This is a genomic window from Phycisphaerae bacterium (assembly GCA_017999985.1).
GTDB lineage: Bacteria > Planctomycetota > Phycisphaerae > UBA1845 > Fen-1342 > JAGNKU01.
This window is the reverse complement of the sequence record JAGNKU010000020.1, coordinates 1-17,521: the sequence shown is the minus strand read 5'-3', so window position 1 is coordinate 17,521 and position 17,521 is coordinate 1. Positions and strand designations below refer to the sequence as shown.

Sequence of the window (17,521 nt, the reverse complement as noted above, 5' to 3'; positions counted from 1 at the left end):
AACCTCGCCGGTAGAGCGGTCGTATGCTCCCGAACACGCTGCGCCAGTACGTTGGCGGTGGCCCCGTCCAGATGATCGCGTCAGCCGGCATCGTGAGTTTGAGTGCCGTCCTGCTGTACCTCGTGACTTGCGGCGTGCCGCCGCGCGATGGGTCTGCCGACGCCGCCAGAAGGGCACTTGCCGAGGTGGCGGTCGGTCGCCGGGGGCAGCTTGCCTTGGCGCTCGAATCGTACCGCTCCGCGTTGGGCGACTACCCAACGACCGCCGCGGGGCTGCACGCCCTCGTCAGCGCGCCACCAGACGTTGCGGCTCGTGCCCGCTGGCAGCGCGCCGGAGGTCCATTCATCCAGCACGAGACCATCCTGCGCGACCCGTGGGGGCCTGAATACCTCTACCAGCGCCTTGGCGGCGCGGCTGCAACACCATATCGCTTGTGCAGCGCTGGTCCCGACGGTCTGCCGAACACCGCCGACGATGTGAGCAACCAATGACCGCAAGTGGTCATGTGCCGCCGCGCGGGGCGTTCTTACTCAATTCAGTGGGGATTCCGTACGACATCGCTCGTCATCGCTTCTCTCGCGCGCCCAGCGGTCATCCGCCCGCTGCCTCGATGTGCAGCGGGTTCCCGACCTCCCGTCCATCGAAAGCCAACGCCCGCTCGCGTTCAGCCGCGTGCACGCGCACGGCCGCTTCTGACTTCATCTTCAGACCTATGCTCCCGGCCGTGGCGGCTCGTTCACGGTGCCCACGGAGTTCTGACCGGCCCGGCCGGTTCGACCAGACCCTCCGCCCGCCCCGGTTCCCCCGGTTTTTGCTTCCCCTCCGCAGCCTGGCGCTGCACAATGGAGGGCGAGAGAAGGGAGACCAACCATGACCGCCGCACCGATTCGCGTCTTGGTTTGGGATGAGAACGCCCCGCATGTCCCGGTCGAGGTCTATCGCCACAACATTCGCAGTGCGATTGCCGGCGGGCTGATCGAGCTGGGGGGCGCCCACCTGGACGTCCGCACGGCCCACCTCGACGACCCGCAACAGGGACTTTCGGAGCAGGCGCTGGCGACGACCGACGTGCTCATCTGGTGGGGCCACGTCCGCCACGCCGAGGTCAGTGACGCCGCCGTGGACCGCATTGTCCAGCGCGTCCGGGAAGAGGGCCTCGGGTTCATTGCGCTGCACTCCGCGCACTACGCCAAGCCGTTCAAACGCGTGTTGAACTGCACCGGCCACCTCAAGGGCGGCTGGCGCGAGGACGAGCAGCCGGAAGAGATCCACGTCTGTGCTCCGCACCACCCCATCGCGCAGGGCGTGCACGATTTCACGCTCGCCCAGGAGGAGATGTACGGCGCCCCCTACGACGTTCCGCCCCCGGATGTCGTCATCCTGCAATCCTATTTCCCCGCCGGCGGCGAATTCTTCCCTTCCGGCCTCGCCTGGACGGTGGGGGCGGGTATCGACACCGACTTCGCTTCCGGCCCGGGGCAGGGCGTCGGGCAGGGGATGGGCATCGGGCGCGTCTTCTACTTCCGGCCCGGCCACGAGTCCGTGCCCACGTACTACAACCCCGACGTGTGCCGCATCCTCTACAACGCCGTCCGCTGGGCCGCCAAACGAGTCTAGGGCCCTGCCGTCTCGAAAGTGCCTTACAACAGGGGTGGTACACGGGCGTCTCCTCCGTCGCAGGGGCGGGCAAGGTGCCCACACCACACCTGTCGGGCTAGTTCTGAGGCATCGCATGGGCTGCTTATCGGGCTGCACGGCGCGCCGGGCAATCCAGTTTCCACTTGCACACGCCGTCCGTATTGGGATACAAGTAATCAGAACGACAAGCGCTGTGGCGAGCCGGCCGAACGCGCTGGGAGGCGAGGCCCCCGCATGAAAACACGTCTGTTCTTCGTCACCGCCGCGCTGCTGGCGGCGACCACCGCGACGGCGCAAGCCGACCTTGATTTTGCGTTCCGGTATGCCTTTGGCGGCTCTTGCTGAGTTGCCGGCCGACTCGGCGTCAGGTCTGACGCCACCGACGACTGGGATGACGGCCTCGACACCCCGCTGCCTGTGGAGGGCGGCCTCGGCTACGCGGGGGTGTATCACGAGACCGGCGCGGACGGTTGGTCCGGCCCGACGGGCATGTACTACAACGACTGGCGGGCGGTCCTGACGCCCGACGTCGCCAAGGTGTGGGTCCCGATCTACGTCTGGGCCGACCTGACCTACCCCGGCGACCAGATGGCCTTCTCGATCGAGCCCGATTACGGCTGGCCCCCGCCCAAGACAGGCAGCTATACGCTGGAACTGCTCGCTGTGCCGCTCGGGATCGAAGGCGCCCCGCCCGTCGGAACGGTGTGGCCCGTCCCGACGGACCGGCTGCTCACACTGGTCTTGCCGGCCTATCCGACTGACAAGGGCGAGGACGGCTACAAGTTCGCCCTGTCGATGACGCTGACACCGGAGCCCGCGGCTGCGCTGGCCCTCGTTCTGCTGGTGCTCTGCGCCCGGCGTGCCGCGCGCTAGACCTCTTCGAGCATCTTGAGATAGCTGTAGTAGCGCCGCTGGCTGATCTCGCCGCGCTCGACGGCGGCCCGCACCGCGCAGCCATCCTCCGTGCGGTGCGCACAATCGCTGAAGCGGCAGTGCGACACGTGCGGTACGAATTCGATGAAGCACGCCTCGAGCTCGCCCGGCGCCACGGACCACAAGTCGAAGGCCCGGATTCCCGGCGTATCCACGACGAAGCCCCCGCACTTCAGCGGCAGCAGCTCCGCCAGCGAAGTCGTATGCCGGCCCTTCTCGTTCTCGTCGCTCACATCGCGTGTCGCCAGGTCCAGCCCGGGCTGCAGCTTGTTGATCAGCGAGCTCTTGCCCACGCCGCTCTGGCCGGAGAGCACTGTCATGTGGCCCGTGAGCGCCGCGCGCAGGTCCTCGACGCCCGCACCCGTGACGGCACTCGTACACAGGCAGCAGTAGCCCAGCGCGCGGAACTCGGCGATCACGTCCTGGACCGAGGCACCGTTCTGCGGCGCGTCGTCGTCGTCGGTCTGCTCGTCGCGCTCCAGCAGGTCGATCTTGTTGAAGCACAGAATCGGGCGGAGCGCGCCTTTCATCGCCGCCACGATGTAGCGGTCCACCAGGTGCGGCCGGAGCCGCGGCTGCGCGACGCTCACCACGGCCAGCAACTGGTCCGCGTTGGCGACGATCGTATGCTGCCGCCGCCGGGCGTCGCGCCGCGAGAGCTCTGAGCTGCGGGGTGCGACGCGCTCGATGACGCCGGCTGCCCGGCCATCCGTGACCTGCGACTGGTCGGAAAACCAGACGCGGTCGCCGACCGACACCGGCGCGCGGTGCGCGATGAGCAGCGTGCGCAGCACCCGACGCACCGTGCATTCCCAGTTGCGGCCCTGCTCATCGTTCACATAAGCGATCAGCCCGTGCACCTTGGTCACGGTCCCCCGCCGCCAGAGCGCCTCGTCCACGGTCGGCATGTCCTGGGCGTCGACCAGGATGGTCCGCTTGCGCGAGAGCTCGCCCTTGGCGCGGACCGACTCGCGGCGCTGCGTCTCCTCGACCTGCTGCTCGCCGGCGCGCCAGCTCCGCGTCCAGTCGTCGGTGCGACCCCGGACCTGCCGGTTCTGCCGGAAGTCGACGCGCATCTTGCGTCCTGGACGCTTCTTCGCCATGTGTCCATTGTACCGGCGGCCGCGCGGTTGGCAGCTTGCTTTCCGCGTTGCGCGGCGACGGGATCCGGCGACTATGCTGGGCGCTTGGCGCGGCGCGGGCCGTCGGGCTAGAATGAGCCTGGAACATGTCGAACGCCTGGAGGCATGGAGCGCCACCACGGCGACCCGGACGCTGGGCGATCCGTTGTGCTGCCGCGCGCGGCGGAGCTTTGGCTGTCGGGCACGACCCTGCTCGCCGGTCGTGGGGCGAGACGGGACGTGGGTCGCCGGGGCGTTAGAAGGAGTACGCGCAATGGCCGGCGACGAAGAGCATTTCGATCTGTGTGCGGAGTGCGGCGCGACGATCTACCCCGAACACCTGGCCAAGGGCACCGCCGAGCACGTCGAGGGCAAGCTGCTGTGCCCGTTCTGTGTGCGCGAGAAGCGCTCGGGTTCAACCGCGGGCCTGCCGGCGATCGGCAACGTGCCCGGCGGCGATGAGCCGGTGGCCGTCGTGGAGGTGGAGCCGGGCGGACCGAGTGCCGTCCTCGATCAGCCGATCGCCTACGACAAGAAGCCGACCGCCGTCCGCACGGGCGGCGGCGGCGGCCCGGCGAAACTGTCGGTCGGGCAAGTGGTCGAGCAGGCCTTTCACCGCCCGCTGCTCCGTGGATCGCCCAACGCCACGCGCTGCAAGACGTTTCACTGCAAGCTCGCCGACGGCCCGATCGCATACATGTGCGAGCAGATCAACGAGTGGGTCGACGCCGATGATGCCATCGAGATCAAGTTCGCCACCAGCACGATCGGCGTCGTCGAGGGCAAGCACGTCGATCCGCACCTGATCATGACCGTGTTCTATTGAGCCGCAGCCCTCGCACCGCTCACGAGGTCCGGGTACGCGCATGAAGCTGGCGCGTTTTGTCGACGCGGATGGACGGCAGCTCGTCGGGCGGCTGGTGGATCCGCACGTCGCCCAGCCGCTCGCGGGTGAGTTGTTCGGCGCGCTGGCTTTCGCCGATGAGTACGTGCCTGTCCACGCGTTCCTGCCGCCGGTCGAGCCGCCGAACATCTTCGCCATCGGCCGCAACTACCGGGCCCACGCTGCCGAAACCGGGTCGCAGCTGCCCGCGGCGCCGCTGATCTTCCAGAAGGCTACGACCGCATTGCTGGCCGACGGGCAGCCCATCCGGCTGCCGCGCAGCGCCCCCCACGAAGTGGACTTCGAAGCCGAGCTCGCCATCGTTATCGGCCGGCAGGCGCGGCGCGTGTCGCCAGAGGCAGCGCTCGATTTCGTGCTGGGCTACACCTGCGCGAATGACGTTTCGGCCCGCGACTGCCAGCGCAACGACAAGCAGTGGGCGCGCGCGAAGAGCTTCGACACCTTCTGCCCGCTGGGGCCCTGGCTCGTCACGCGCGACGAGCTGGACCCCGACAACTGTGCCATCCGCAGCCGGCTCAACGGGGAGCTGATGCAGTCCGCCAACACGCAGGACATGGTGTTCTCGTGCCGCAGGCTGATCAGCTACGTGTCGGAGCAGTTCACGCTGTTGCCCGGCACGGTGATTCTGACCGGCACCCCCGAGGGGGTCGGCCTGGCGCGCCAGCCGCCGGTCTTCCTGCGCGCCGGCGACCGCATCGAAGTCGAAATCGAAGGTGTGGGGACCTTAGCGAATCCCGTGGCTCTGGAGGAATGAAACCTGGCAAATCGCGGGTCCGGGACGGTTGTCCAAACGCGGGCGGGTGGGTAGACTAACCATGGAGCCACTCGCGGGCACCGCTGGAAGCGCGGCGCAGCCTGCCTGCGGACACGGGGAGTGGGTGTTCTCGTCATCCGTACGAGGCTGAGACGGCCCCTCGACAATGGTCGTCACCCGGGTCGGTACACACGTGCCCTCAACAGGGCCGCTTCAGGACAATCCATGCCAAGTGACGAACGCAAAGCGACGGAGCGCGCGCCCGATGCAAAGCCGCAGCGGGCCGGGAACGGCGATGCCGCCGCCGAAACCAACGTGGTCGAGGGCGTCCTCGAGCTCGACAATCAGGGCGCCGGCTTCATCCGTTCTCCCAAGCGCCACCTCGCCGTCCACGTCGATGACCCCTACGTGTCATCCGACGCCGTACGCAAATTCGCGCTGCGCGGCGGCGAACTCCTCCGCGGGCCGGCGGGCCGCGTTGACAACAAGGGCAACCGGCGCTTCAAGCTGCTGCGCATCGACGCCATCGACGGCCAGCCGGCCAAGGACTGGATGCCGCCGCCGCCGCTGGCGGACACCACGGCCATCGATCCGCACGAGGTGCTGCGGTTCGACACCCCGGGCGGACCGTTGACCATGCGGGTCGTCGACCTGTTCACGCCCATCGGCCGCGGGCAGCGTGGCCTGATCGTGGCGCCGCCGCGCACCGGCAAGACCATCTTGCTCCAGCAGATGGCGCACGGCATCGCGACCAATCACCCCGACGTGTACATGATCGTGCTGCTGGTCGATGAGCGCCCCGAGGAGGTGACCGAGATGCGGCGCAACGTGCGCGGCGAAGTCATCGCCTCCAGCAACGACCAGGACGTGAACTCCCACATCCGCGTCGCCCGGCTGGTGATCGAGCGTGCCCGGCGACTCGTCGAGATGGGCCGGCACATCGTCATCCTGCTCGACTCCATCACGCGCCTGGCGCGCGCGTTCAACGCGTTCGTCGGCAGCAGCGGCCGCACGATGACCGGCGGCCTCGACATCCGCGCCCTGCAGGAGCCCAAGCAGATCTTCGGCTCGGCCCGCGCCGTCGAGGGCGGCGGTTCCCTCACGATCATCGCCTCGGCCCTCGTGGACACGGGCAGCCGGGCCGACGATTTCATCTTTCAGGAGTTCAAGGGCACCGGGAACATGGAGCTGGTCCTCAACCGCGATCTCGCGAATCTGCGCATCTGGCCGGCGATGGACCTGCGCCAGTCCGGCACGCGCAAGGAGGAAAAACTGCTCCCGCGCGAGACCCTGGAGAAGGTCTACCTGCTTCGCCGCCAGCTCGACGACCTGCCCATTCCGAAGCAGATGACCACGCTGCTCGAGCGCATGCAGCGCTTCGATTCCATGGCGGCGTTCCTGGCCAGCCTGCGCTCCTGATCCCGTGTAGGATGCTTGCCGTGATCCTCGGCGTCCTCTCCGATACCCACGGTCAGCAGGAGCGCACGGCCATCGCTGTGCGCCTGCTGCGCCGCGTGGGCGCCGAGGCGTTTGTCCATTGCGGCGACGTGGGCGGTGACGGCGTGCTGGCCGAACTGGCCGGCCTGCGCCTGTGGATTGTCTGCGGCAACACCGATTGCCCCGACCCGGCGCTGGAGGATTACGCCAGCGCCCTGGGGCTTACCATGTCGCAGGCGGGCCCGCTGCGCATCGAGCTCGACGGGCGGTCGTTGGCCGTGTTTCATGGCCACGAGGCCGAGTTCCGGCGCCTGATGAACACGCTGCTCGAGACCGGGGCCCCGCCGGCGGATTTCGGCAATTGCGACTATGTTCTGCACGGGCACACGCACCTCCTCGCCCTCGCGCGCGTTGGAACGGTGCGCGTGCTGAACCCGGGGGCCCTCCACCGCGCGATGACGCACACCGTTGCCACGCTCGACCTGCGCACCGACGCCGTCGAGTTCTGGGAAGTCCGCGACGAACACCCGGACGGCGAGCCGATTCCGTACCGGACGCGCCGGCGCTGAAGCGCCCTTCGCACGCGGCCGGCGCGCACCTACCGGTCGGGCTGGACAAGTCAGTCCCGGCGCGTAGGATGCTGCCGTTGTGCGCCGCCCGGGTGCGCACGGCGGTTCCTTCCGCAGGCGCCACGATGAAGCCCATTCTCATCATCCCGCCCGCTCCGGCGCGCTGGCCCGCGATCCAGGAGCTTCTGCGCCACAAGGGCGAACCCTGGCTCACCGACCTCGAACGCCGCTTCGTGACCGGTGTGCCCGGGGCGCAGGACGCCTACGCCGTGCTCCCCGCCGGCGGCCCGCTGCTGGCGAGTGCCTGCATCAATAAGTGCGGCGACGTGGGCCTGCTCGGACACTGCTTCACCCGTCCCGAACATCGCCGCCGCGGCTACGCCCGGCAGCTCGTCGAGACCCTGCTGTCGTGGTTCGACATGACCGGGGGCAAGTGGCTGCTCCTCGGCACGACGACCGAGCTTGATGAGGGGCTGTACCGCAAGTTCGGGTTTGCCCCGCTCCGCCGCGCGGCCTGGGCGCCGTACGACCGGCTGACGATGTGCCGGACCGGAGCGGGCGTGACGGGCGACCCATTTGTCACCGCGGCCGATGGGGTCACGGTGCGTGAACTGACGCGCGCCGCCTGGCCGGCGATGGTGACGCTCCTGCAGTACCGACCAGGGCCGGACCCGCGTGTGCCGCTCGAGGAATCTGCCGTAATCGCCGAGGCCTTCACGCTCGATCTGATCGCGCACCAGGAGCGCGGCGCCTGCAGCCTACAGGGCGCGTTTCGTGGCCCGCGCCTGGTGGGGCTGGCAACCGTGGCCACCGATCGCGAAGGCGCCCGCACCTACGCGATGCTCATCCCGCACGCGGATGCACCCCCCGAGCTGCGCGCCGCCGTTACCGAGTTGGCGCGCGGCCGCGGCTACACGCAGGTGGATTTCCCCATGGAAGGTCTCGGCGAATGGCACCACGGCGACCCGCTCATGGCTGCGGCGCCGCCTCCCGTCGCCTCCGCGCCCGAACCTCCTGCCGTGGAATAGGGTTCGGCTTTGCGGGCCTGCGAGTTGCGCCGCACGTTGCCCGTGGGCTCGGGCTAGCTCGAAATTGACCTTCCGCGAACGCCGCGCTACCATCGACAGTGTGATGCGTGGGGAAGCATCGGATCGCGAACGCCGCTTTTCACGACCCTGCTGGCCCGCCGTGCGCGTTCGCGCTTCATTGACATGCTCAGCACTTTGACCGGAGAAGCGATCATGTCGGTCCTTACGCAGACCGATCCCAAGCGCGTTCAAGAGGCTGAGTACGAGTTTCCGTATCACTACCTCACGCTTTTGTCGCGGATTTCCTGGACCTTCCGGCTATACAACTACTACCGTACAGAGATTGTCGCGTTGATCCGGTCGCTTCATCCCCGGCACGCGCTGGAGATTGGCTGCGGCGATGGCCGCCTCTGCTACGAGTTGACGCACGCCGGTGTGCCCGTGACCGGCATGGATATCTCACCACGGGCCATCGCTTTTGCGCGTGCCTTCGTACCGGGGGCCTCCTTCACCGTTGGCGATATCACTCAAGAGGTACCCCGCGGCGACTTCGATCTGGCCATCATGATGGAGGTGTTGGAGCACATCGAGCCGGTGCAACTGAGCAGGGTGATTGCCCACGTGCACGCGAGCCTCGCCGCTGACGGATGCCTGGTTGTAACCGTTCCATCCGCCACGCTGCCCGTGTCCGCGAAGCACTTCCAGCACTTCACGGCCGAAACGCTGGCGGCAACGCTGCAACCCTGGTTTCGAATCGAACGGCTGTTAGGCATGCTGAAACAGGGACTGCGCTACCGCCTGTGCATGTGCCTGCAGGCCGGGGACTACGCGCTCGGCGGTTTGCGGCGCAACGGGAACCGGCTCGTGCGTCCGTATTACCGGTTGCTGGATACGCTTATCGCCCAGATCGGCTACTGCGATCCGGACCATGCCACGCAGTTGGTGGCCGTCTGTCGCAAGCTGCGCCCCGACCGCGGCTGACGCGCGCCGCGACCACGTGCTGGCGAGGCCCTACGTGGGCGCGCCTGTAGTCGTCGGCTCCGCAGGTGGGGGCGTGCTCTCCGGCTCCGGCGTGCCGGGCTCGCGCTCGAAAACGTGGTGCGGCGTCGGCACCGCGTCGTGGTCATAGCCCAGGAGTTGGCGGCTCAGGTAGCTGTCGCTCTCCATGATCGTCCACGGCGTCGTGACGACCGCGCTGACGGGGAACATCAGCCAGTTGCCCGTGAACCGCGAAAATCCATACGGAATCGCGACGTAGTCTTCCCAGCCGCCGCGGTAGACGTCGTGCGGATGCGTCTCGTCCGTCCGCCCGTGCCCCTTGTCCTCGAACGGGTCTTCCATGTACAGCGGCAGGTGGCTGACGATGCCGCTCTCGGGCGCCACCGTGGTCGGTTGCCAGCCGCGATTGGTTGGTTCCGCCGCCGCGTAGCGGGCCTTCACGTCTGCCGCCGTCGGCGAGTCCCAGCTCGCCGTCGTCGACGGGCCGTCCTCCTTGAACTGGTTCGGCACATAGGTGCAGCCCACCGCCAGGATCAGGAGGGGCAGTGCCAAGAGCGCCAACCGAACGCCTGCCGCGTGTGAGCTCATGATCTTACTCATCGGTCGCCAGGTCGATGGCATAGTTGCTCGGCTCCTTCGTGATCACCACGTCGTGCGGGTGCGACTCCACGATCCCGGCGTGGGTCACGCGAACGAAACGCGCCTGCTCGCGCAGCTCGTCGATGCTCCGCACGCCGCCGTAACCCATGCCCTGCCGCAGTCCGCCGACGAGTTGGTATACATATTCGCTCAAACGGCCCCGGTAGGGAACCCTCCCCTCGACGCCCTCCGGCACCATTTTCTTCGGCTGGTCCGCCGACTGCCCATAGCGCTCTGCGCTCCCCAGCGCCATCGCCGCCAGCGACCCCATCCCGCGGTATTCCTTGAACCGCCGGCCCTTCCACAGCACGAGCTGCCCCGGCGACTCTTCCAGCCCCGCGAACAGCGATCCGAGCATCACGCACGAAGCCCCGGCCGCGATTGCCTTCACGACGTCGCCGCTGAAGCGGATTCCGCCGTCCGCGATGATGGGTACTTTCGCATCCGCCGCACACTGCAAGATCGCCGTGATCTGCGGAATGCCGGCCCCCGCGACCACCCGCGTCGTGCAAATCGCCCCCGGCCCAATGCCGACCTTCACCGCGTCGGCACCGGCGTCCGTCAGGTCGCGCACGCCATCTGCCGTCGCCACATTGCCCGCAATGATCTCAATCTTGTACTGCTTGCGCAGCGCCTTAACCGTCTCGATCACGGCGTCGCTGTGTCCGTGCGCGGTATCGACGACCAGCACGTCCACGTCCGCGCCGATCAACTGCGCCGCCCGCTCGTAGTCATGCACGCCGATCGCCGCCCCGACGCGCAGCCGCCCGCGCTCGTCCGAGCAGCGCTGCGGGAACTCGCGGGAGCGCTCGATGTCACGCATCGTGATCAGCCCGGCGAGCCGGCGACGCTCATCGACCAGCAGCAGCTTCTCCACCTTGTGCTGCTTCAGGATCGCCTCGGCCTCGTCCAGCTTGGTGTTCGGCGGCGCGGTGATGAGGTTGTCGCGGGTCATGACGTCGGCGACGCGCAGGCCCGCGGACTGGAGGAACTTCAGGTCACGTCGCGTCAGGATGCCGACCAGCACACCGTCCGCGTGCGTGATCGGGATACCGCTCACGTTGTGCAGCCGCATAATGACTTCGGCCCGCTCGACCGGGTCCTCGGGCCGCAGCGTCACCGGATCGAGAATCACGCCGCTTTCCGAGCGTTTTACCTTGTGCACCTCGCGCGTCTGGTCTTCGATGCTCAGATTGCGGTGAATGATGCCGAGGCCGCCTTCCTGCGCGAGCGCGATGGCCAAGCTACTCTCGGTCACCGTGTCCATCGGCGCGCTGAGCAGGGGAATGTTGATCCGGATCTTGCGCGTGAGCTGCGTGCTGACGTCGATTTCGCGCGGATGCACCGACGCGCGCCGCGGCACAAGCAGGACATCATCGAACGTAAGCGCTTCGCCGATTACCTTCGAGGAATGTGCGTGGTCTGCCATAGGTCAAGATAATACGACGGTCGGCCAGAATCGCAAGACCCCGCGGAGATTGAGGGAACAGGGAACGGGGAACAGGGAACACGGAGAAAGGGATCGAGGCGTGGGAACGTGGGACCGGATGCCCCGCGCCTTACACCCCCTGCGCGAACTGCGTCCGCACCAGCGTGACGTAGAACGGGCAGGTCTTGACCAGTTCTTCGTGCCGCCCGACACCCACTACGCGGCCGGCGTCGAGGACTACGGTCATGTCCGCCCGCGCGATCGTGCTGAACCGATGGGCAATGATGAACGTCGTCCGGTTTTGCATCACGTCCTCCAGCGCCTCCTGGATCTTCCGCTCGGATTCGCTGTCCACCTGGCTCGTGGCTTCATCCAGGATCAGGATCGGGGGGTCGCGCAGGATTGCCCGCGCCAGCACGATCCGCTGCCGCTGCCCCCCGGACAGCGTCCGCCCACTAATCTGCGCGTCGTAGCCCGTCGTCGTCCGCCCGCTGTGCTCCACCCGCAAGCAGTCAACAAAGTCCTCAGCCCGCGCCAGCCGCGCTGCCCGTCGAATGTCCGCGTCCGCCACGCCGTTCGCGCCATACGCGATGTTCGCCCGCACCGTGTCGGAGAAAACCACGGCTTCCTGCGTCACCAGCCCGATCTGCTCCCGCAGCGAGCGCAGCGTCACGCCCGCGATGTCTTGCCCGTCGATCAGCAACTGCCCGCGCGTCGGCTCGAAGAACCGCAGCAGCAGCGCCATTAGCGTCGTCTTGCCGGAGCCATTCGCCCCGACCAGCGCCACCACCTGCCCCTTCCGCACCCGCAGGTTCACATCATTCAACACCAGCCGCCCCGGGTTCGACGGATACGCGAACGACACTCCGCGAAACTCGATCTCCCCCTGGAACGGCGGCAGCGGACGCCTGCCGGTCGCCCCGTTCGCCTCCTCGGTCGTGGTATCCAGCACCTCGAACAGCCGCTGCGCCGACGCCTCCGCCGCCTGCAGCCGGTTCATGACATTGCCCATCTTGCGCAGCGGGTCGAAGATGCCGCCGAGGCAGATTACCGCCCCGAAAAGCATCTGCGGCTCCAGCTCGTGGTGAAACACGCGGCTCCCGCCGTACAGGATGAATGCGGCGATGGCCAGCGACGCGAGCATCTCCAGCACCGGGTTGCTTGCCGCGTCCACAAGCTCGATGTGCGTCTGGGCATGCGTCAGGACGCGTCCCTCGTCGGCAAAGCGCCGGCTCTCGGCGTCCTGCATGTTGTACGCCTTCACTACGCGAATGCCGCTGAGCCGCTCGCCGAGATGGTCCAGCAGCCGCCCCCACGATTCCGACGCCCGCCGCTGCGCCCGCTTCACCAGCCGCCCGAAGGTGCGGATCGCCACCGCCCCGATCGGCAAACCCAGCATCGCGATGACCAGCATCCGCCAGTCGATCAGCACGGTCAGCGTCAACACGCCCAACGCCTTCAGCGGCTCGCGCGTCACCTTGCCGAATAGCGTCGACAGCCCGACCTCCACCTTGCCGATGTCCGTCGCGAACCGGCTGAGCGTGTCGCCCGCCGGCTGCATGCTGTGCCACTGCACCGGCAAGCGCAGCGTGTGGTCGGCCAGCGCGGTGCGCACGTCGTGCATCGTCCGTTGCACCGCCGTCGCGACCAGCCCCTCATTCACAAACCGGCACACGCCGCCCAGCAGCGAAATGACGACCACCGCCCCCATGATCGCCACCAGCATGTTGAAGCGGTCAGCCGCCGTGCGTCCGACCGGCAGCCACGCCGCCGCCCGCTGGGCCGTGCTCCACCACCAGCCGTGCGGCTTCAGGTTTAGCGTCAACTCCCGGGTGGCATCATTGCTCCCGACAATGTGGACGCCCGCCAGCGCGGTCCCCGGCAGCAGCGCGATCTGTCGCATGACCTCGTACGACGTCGCCGGCGCGCCCGCGACCGCCACGATCCGGTCACCGGCGTGCAACACCCGCGCCAGCGGCGAATTCGGCCGTACATCGACCAGCGTCAGCCCACGGGCGTCGTCCGGCAGGTCCCCGGCCAGCACGGCCCCCAGCCGCCGCTCCGCCTCCGACCGGTGCAGCCAGTCGACGAGCGTCTCGTGTTCGGCGAAAATAATCTTCAAAACCGGCACGATGCTCGACACGCTGAACGTATAGAAGATGCTGACGCCGACGGCTGCCAACAGTCCGATAACCAGTGGCCGCCGGTGCGGGCGTAAGTACTTCATGCTCCGCCGGAAGTTCGGCAGCCAGCGTTGTGAGCGAGCAGCGTCGTCCATTGGCCGATATGATACCGGGCTTTGCCGTCGGCGTGCAGCAGTCCGCGACGCGGCGGTTGGGAGATTGCAGTGAAACGTCAGATCAATCTATCCGCCCAGGATATTACCGAGGCCGAGATCAACGCCGTCGTCGCCGTTTTGCGCTCGGAGCGCCTCAGCCTCGGGCCCCGCATCCCGGAGTTCGAGGCCGAGTTCACCAAGCGGCTCGGCGTCAAGCACGCCATCGCGTGCAGCAGCGGCACCGCCGGCCTGCACATGTGCTGGCGGGCGCTGGGCGTTGGCCGCGGCGATGAGGTGATCACGACGCCGTTCTCGTTCATCGCGTCCAGCAACAGCGTCATGTTCGACGGCGGCAAGCCGGTGTTCGTCGACATCGACCCGCTGACCTGGCAGCTTGACCCGGCCCGCATCGAGGCCGCCATCACGCCGCACACCAAGGCGCTGCTGCCGGTCGACGTCTTCGGGGCCCCGCCGGATATGGACGCCATCTGGGAAATCGCCCGTCGCCACCACCTGCGTGTGCTGGAGGACTCGTGCGAAGCGCTCGGCGCGACATACAAGGGCCGGCCGTGCGGCACGGTCGGCGAGGCCGGCGTGTTCGGCTTTTATCCCAACAAGCAAATGACGACCGGCGAAGGCGGCATGGTCATCACGAACAACGACGAGATCGCGTTCCAGGTCCGGTCGCTCCGCAATCAGGGACGCGATCCGGACGGCGGCTGGCTGGCGCATCCCCGGCTGGGCTACAACTACCGCATGAACGATATGCAGGCCGCGCTTGGCACGGTGCAGATGCGGCGCCTGGGTGAAATCCTTGCACAGCGCGACCGCGTCGCCGGCCTGTACCGCCAGCGTCTGGCCGGCGAGTCGCGCGTGTCGCTGCAGAAGGTCCCGACGGACGCGAAGATCAGTTGGTTCGTGTTCGTCGTCCGGCTGAGCGACGATTACACGCAGGCCGACCGCGACCGGATCCTGCAGCAGCTCCAGGCCCGCGGCATCGGCTGCAACGTGTATTTCCCGCCGATCCACTTGCAGCAATTCTACCAGGAGCAGCTCGGCTACCGGGCCGGCGATTTCCCGATCACGGAGGCGTTGGCATCGCGGACGATGGCGCTGCCGTTCTACAACCGCATGACGGAAGGCGACGTCGACTACGTAGTCAAGACGCTGAAGTCGCTGCTCTAGCGACGGCGTCCGCACGGATCATCGCGGAGGCACCGAGAGCACAGAGGTTCACAGAGGACCGGGAGTGCGAAGCTCCCGCTAAGCCGGGGGAGAGCAAAGCTCTGCTTTGCTCACTTGTCCGTCGCTTCGTCGCTTCGTCGTTCCGTCGCTCCGTCGCTTGCCTCCGTGCCTTCTCCCTCGTCGCCCGTAGGGCGCACGATGTTTGCCAGGGTCTCAGACCCTGGATGGCGAAGCCCACCCTTCTCTTTTCGCCCCGCCGCGGCGTACGAACACGGCCCGCGGTTTCAGCCGCCGGAACGCGGCCCCCACATGGATTCCCTTCCCTCCTCGAGAGTGGGCAGGACGATGGCCATTTTCAGTAGCTGGCGATCAGCGCTACGAATGGATTGATGTCTGCGAACGACGGGAATAGGCCGTCGCCGTTGATGTCGCCGTTCTGCGGCGGGCAATTATCGTAGGTGGCCTGCCAGGCCGCGAGGTTGCTGAGGTAGAGCACGAACGGGTTGATGTCGCGGAAATCGACCTCGCCGTCACAATTCAGGTCGCCGCGCAGGTAGCCCTTCAGCCCCAGGCTCCGCTCTCCGCACGCCGCGATAGCAGCGAAGCCCGTGTTGGCGGCCGGCACGTCGCATTGACCCACATCGTTGGCGCCCCAGGCTACGATCGTCCCATTCGCCATGAGGCCCAGACTGTGGGCCTCGCCCCCTGCGACGGCGACAAAACCGCTGTTGGGCGCTGGGACGTCGCATTGGCCGGCGCGGTTGTCTCCCCACGCCACAATCGCCCCGTCAGACCTGAGGCCCAGACCGTGCAGCCCGCCGCACGCGACGGCGACGAAGTCGCTGTTGGGCGCTGGGACGTCGCATTGGCCCCAGTTGTTCCAGCCCCAGGCCAGGATCGATCCGTCGGCCTTCAGGCCAAGACTGTGCCAGAGGCCCCCGGCAACGGCAATGAAACCGGTGTTTGGCACCGGGACATCGCATTGGCCATAATCGTTGTTCCCCCACGCCACGATCGAGCCATCCGTCTTTAGGCCCAGGCTGTGCCGATTGCCGGCCGCGACGGCGACGAAAGCCCCGTTGGGCGCCGGGACGTCGCACTGGCCGTTATAGTTGTCTCCCCACGCCACAATCGCCCCGTCGGCCTTTAGGCCCAGGCTGTGGCTGCCGTCTGCCGCGATGGCGGTGAAGTCGTCGTTGGGCGCCGGGACGTTGCATTGGCCGTAGCGATTGTAGCCCCACGTCACGATTGACCCGTTAGCCTTGAGGCTCAGGCTGTGCCGATCGCCGGCCGCGACGGCGATGAAGCCGCTATTCGGTGCCGGGACGTTGCATTGGCCGCATTCATTGTCTCCCCACGCCACGAGCGACCCGTCCGACCTGAGCCCCAGACTGTGATCATGGCCCGCCGCGACGTGGACGAAGCCGCTATTCGGCACCGGTACACAGCATTGGCCGGAGTCGTTCCAACCCCACGCCACGATCGAGCCGTCCGCCTTGACGCCCAGACTATGGCAATAGCCCGCCGCGACGGCAACGAAAGTGCTGTTCGGCGCCGGCACGCTGCACTGACCGTAGTTGTTCACTCCCCACGCGACGATCGACCCGTCGGCCTTGAGGCCCAGGCTGTGCATCCCGCCCGCCGCGATGGCTACGAAATCGCTATTGGGCGCGGGGACGTTGCATTGGCCGTAGTCGTTGAGTCCCCATGCCACGATCGACCCGTCGGCCTTGAGGCCCAGGCTGTGCATTCCGCCCGCCGCGATGGCTACGAAATCGCTATTGGGCGCGGGGACGTTGCATTGGCCGTAGTCGTTGAGTCCCCATGCCACGATCGACCCGTCAGCCCTGAGACCGAGGTTGTGCACCCAGCCGACGGCGATGGCACCGAAGCCCTCATTAGGCGCCGGGACGCTGCACTGGCCGTAGTCGTTCGAGCCCCACGCCACGATCAAGCCGTTGACCTTCAGGCCCAGGCTGTGGTACGAGCCTGCGGCGACGGCGACGAAGCCGGTGTTGGGTGCGGGGACAGTGCACTCGGCGTACTCGTTGCACCCCCAGGCCGCGATCGCCCCGTCCGCCTTCAGGCCCAGACTGTGTTGCCCGCCCGCCGCGACAGACACGAGATTGGTCAATTCGCTAGGCTGAACCAGAACCTGCGCTCCCCATCCCAGTACCGCGCCATGGTCTTGTGCGGCCCCTGTGACCCCGCTCATCAGCATGGCCGGCAGCATGCAGACCATCACGCACATTCTCCCGGTTATCGCGTTTTGCCGAGAGGTCGCCCCCGCCGGAGCCTGATGCGCGCCCGCCATGATCGTCCCCTTTCCCGGCTGCCGTCGCCCGCGGTCGAATTGCGGCTGTCGCGGTAAATGGTCACACGGCCCCCATCCAAAGCGCTGGCGTCTGTACGTCGACAGCCCTACATAGACCAGTGTACCTGTGGGCACGCCGTGTCCACAAGCGCAACCGGCCGGGACAGAGACGGTTGCGTTGTCATAAGTCTCGCAGAGTGGGATGCGTACGAAGGTCGGCGGGTTGGCGTACCCGCGGCGGGCCTCATTTCTGCGCACGGAGCGGCTTTTCAGAACGGGCGCTGCGGTTTTTT

At 67.4% G+C, this 17,521-nt stretch carries 15 protein-coding genes; 10 read left to right on the top strand and 5 right to left on the bottom strand.

Annotation, left to right across the window (positions count from 1 at the left end):
• The first annotated feature begins 23 nt into the window (after window positions 1-23).
• The 3 genes from KA383_19035 (at window position 24) to KA383_19025 (ending at window position 2,511) form a co-directional block, all read left to right on the top strand.
• Window positions 24-491, top strand: coding sequence for a type II secretion system protein GspG (locus KA383_19035; GenBank protein ID MBP7748214.1), 468 nt, complete (start codon window positions 24-26; stop codon window positions 489-491).
• Window positions 492-870: 379 nt separating this feature from the next.
• A complete protein-coding gene (locus KA383_19030; protein MBP7748213.1) occupies window positions 871-1,617 on the top strand; it encodes a ThuA domain-containing protein in 747 nt (248 codons plus the stop codon).
• Between the two features lie 438 nt (window positions 1,618-2,055).
• Complete coding sequence (locus KA383_19025; GenBank protein ID MBP7748212.1) at window positions 2,056-2,511, top strand: hypothetical protein; 456 nt, start codon at window positions 2,056-2,058, stop codon at window positions 2,509-2,511.
• Here the strand turns inward: KA383_19025 and rsgA are convergent.
• Window positions 2,508-3,674, bottom strand: a complete 1,167-nt coding sequence (gene rsgA, locus KA383_19020; protein MBP7748211.1) for a ribosome small subunit-dependent GTPase A — start codon at window positions 3,672-3,674, stop codon at window positions 2,508-2,510. The genes KA383_19025 and rsgA overlap by 4 nt on opposite strands.
• A 292-nt stretch (window positions 3,675-3,966) precedes the next feature.
• Between rsgA and KA383_19015 the strand changes: the two genes are divergently transcribed.
• From KA383_19015 to KA383_18990, 6 genes are all read left to right on the top strand, one after another.
• A complete protein-coding gene (locus KA383_19015; protein ID MBP7748210.1) occupies window positions 3,967-4,518 on the top strand; it encodes a hypothetical protein in 552 nt (183 codons plus the stop codon).
• A gap of 40 nt (window positions 4,519-4,558) precedes the next feature.
• Entirely contained in the window at window positions 4,559-5,350 is a 792-nt protein-coding gene (locus tag KA383_19010; protein ID MBP7748209.1) for a fumarylacetoacetate hydrolase family protein, read from the top strand.
• A gap of 225 nt (window positions 5,351-5,575) precedes the next feature.
• Entirely contained in the window at window positions 5,576-6,769 is a 1,194-nt protein-coding gene (gene rho, locus KA383_19005; protein MBP7748208.1) for a transcription termination factor Rho, read from the top strand.
• Window positions 6,770-6,789: 20 nt separating this feature from the next.
• The gene (locus tag KA383_19000; GenBank protein ID MBP7748207.1) at window positions 6,790-7,356 is read left to right on the top strand and encodes a metallophosphoesterase family protein; all 567 of its coding nucleotides are present in this window, start codon (window positions 6,790-6,792) and stop codon (window positions 7,354-7,356) included.
• 125 nt (window positions 7,357-7,481) lie between these two features.
• Window positions 7,482-8,384 carry a GNAT family N-acetyltransferase gene (locus KA383_18995; GenBank protein ID MBP7748206.1) on the top strand — a complete coding sequence of 301 codons (903 nt, stop codon included), beginning with the start codon at window positions 7,482-7,484 and terminating at the stop codon, window positions 8,382-8,384.
• A gap of 213 nt (window positions 8,385-8,597) precedes the next feature.
• Window positions 8,598-9,365: a class I SAM-dependent methyltransferase gene (locus KA383_18990; protein ID MBP7748205.1), complete on the top strand. Its 768-nt coding sequence runs from the start codon at window positions 8,598-8,600 to the stop codon at window positions 9,363-9,365.
• Between the two features lie 30 nt (window positions 9,366-9,395).
• Here KA383_18990 and KA383_18985 read toward each other — a convergent pair whose 3' ends face one another.
• The 3 genes from KA383_18985 to KA383_18975 form a co-directional block, all read right to left on the bottom strand.
• Window positions 9,396-9,971 carry a hypothetical protein gene (locus KA383_18985; GenBank protein MBP7748204.1) on the bottom strand — a complete coding sequence of 192 codons (576 nt, stop codon included), beginning with the start codon at window positions 9,969-9,971 and terminating at the stop codon, window positions 9,396-9,398.
• A gap of 4 nt (window positions 9,972-9,975) precedes the next feature.
• Window positions 9,976-11,451 carry an IMP dehydrogenase gene (gene guaB, locus KA383_18980; protein MBP7748203.1) on the bottom strand — a complete coding sequence of 492 codons (1,476 nt, stop codon included), beginning with the start codon at window positions 11,449-11,451 and terminating at the stop codon, window positions 9,976-9,978.
• Between the two features lie 130 nt (window positions 11,452-11,581).
• Window positions 11,582-13,678: an ATP-binding cassette domain-containing protein gene (locus KA383_18975; GenBank protein ID MBP7748202.1), complete on the bottom strand. Its 2,097-nt coding sequence runs from the start codon at window positions 13,676-13,678 to the stop codon at window positions 11,582-11,584.
• 120 nt (window positions 13,679-13,798) lie between these two features.
• Between KA383_18975 and KA383_18970 the strand changes: the two genes are divergently transcribed.
• Entirely contained in the window at window positions 13,799-14,914 is a 1,116-nt protein-coding gene (locus KA383_18970) for a DegT/DnrJ/EryC1/StrS family aminotransferase (GenBank protein MBP7748201.1), read from the top strand.
• 355 nt (window positions 14,915-15,269) lie between these two features.
• On the opposite strand, the gene KA383_18965 is transcribed toward KA383_18970, so the two are convergent.
• On the bottom strand, window positions 15,270-17,159 hold the full coding sequence (locus KA383_18965) for a hypothetical protein (protein MBP7748200.1): 1,890 nt from the start codon (window positions 17,157-17,159) through the stop codon (window positions 15,270-15,272).
• Between the last annotated feature and the right edge of the window lie 362 nt (window positions 17,160-17,521).

Excerpts from the sequence above, each read along its gene's own strand:
- rsgA (MBP7748211.1), bottom strand. The coding sequence starts at position 3,674 with ATGGCGAAGAAGCGTCCAGGACGCAAGATGCGCGTCGACTTCCGGCAG.
- KA383_19010 (MBP7748209.1), top strand. The coding sequence starts at position 4,559 with ATGAAGCTGGCGCGTTTTGTCGACGCGGATGGACGGCAGCTCGTCGGG.
- KA383_19030 (MBP7748213.1), top strand. The coding sequence starts at position 871 with ATGACCGCCGCACCGATTCGCGTCTTGGTTTGGGATGAGAACGCCCCG.
- KA383_18995 (MBP7748206.1), top strand. The coding sequence starts at position 7,482 with ATGAAGCCCATTCTCATCATCCCGCCCGCTCCGGCGCGCTGGCCCGCG.
- KA383_19035 (MBP7748214.1), top strand. The coding sequence starts at position 24 with ATGCTCCCGAACACGCTGCGCCAGTACGTTGGCGGTGGCCCCGTCCAG.
- rho (MBP7748208.1), top strand. The coding sequence starts at position 5,576 with ATGCCAAGTGACGAACGCAAAGCGACGGAGCGCGCGCCCGATGCAAAG.
- guaB (MBP7748203.1), bottom strand. The coding sequence starts at position 11,451 with ATGGCAGACCACGCACATTCCTCGAAGGTAATCGGCGAAGCGCTTACG.
- KA383_19015 (MBP7748210.1), top strand. The coding sequence starts at position 3,967 with ATGGCCGGCGACGAAGAGCATTTCGATCTGTGTGCGGAGTGCGGCGCG.
- KA383_18975 (MBP7748202.1), bottom strand. The coding sequence starts at position 13,678 with ATGAAGTACTTACGCCCGCACCGGCGGCCACTGGTTATCGGACTGTTG.
- KA383_18990 (MBP7748205.1), top strand. The coding sequence starts at position 8,598 with ATGTCGGTCCTTACGCAGACCGATCCCAAGCGCGTTCAAGAGGCTGAG.
- KA383_18985 (MBP7748204.1), bottom strand. The coding sequence starts at position 9,971 with ATGAGCTCACACGCGGCAGGCGTTCGGTTGGCGCTCTTGGCACTGCCC.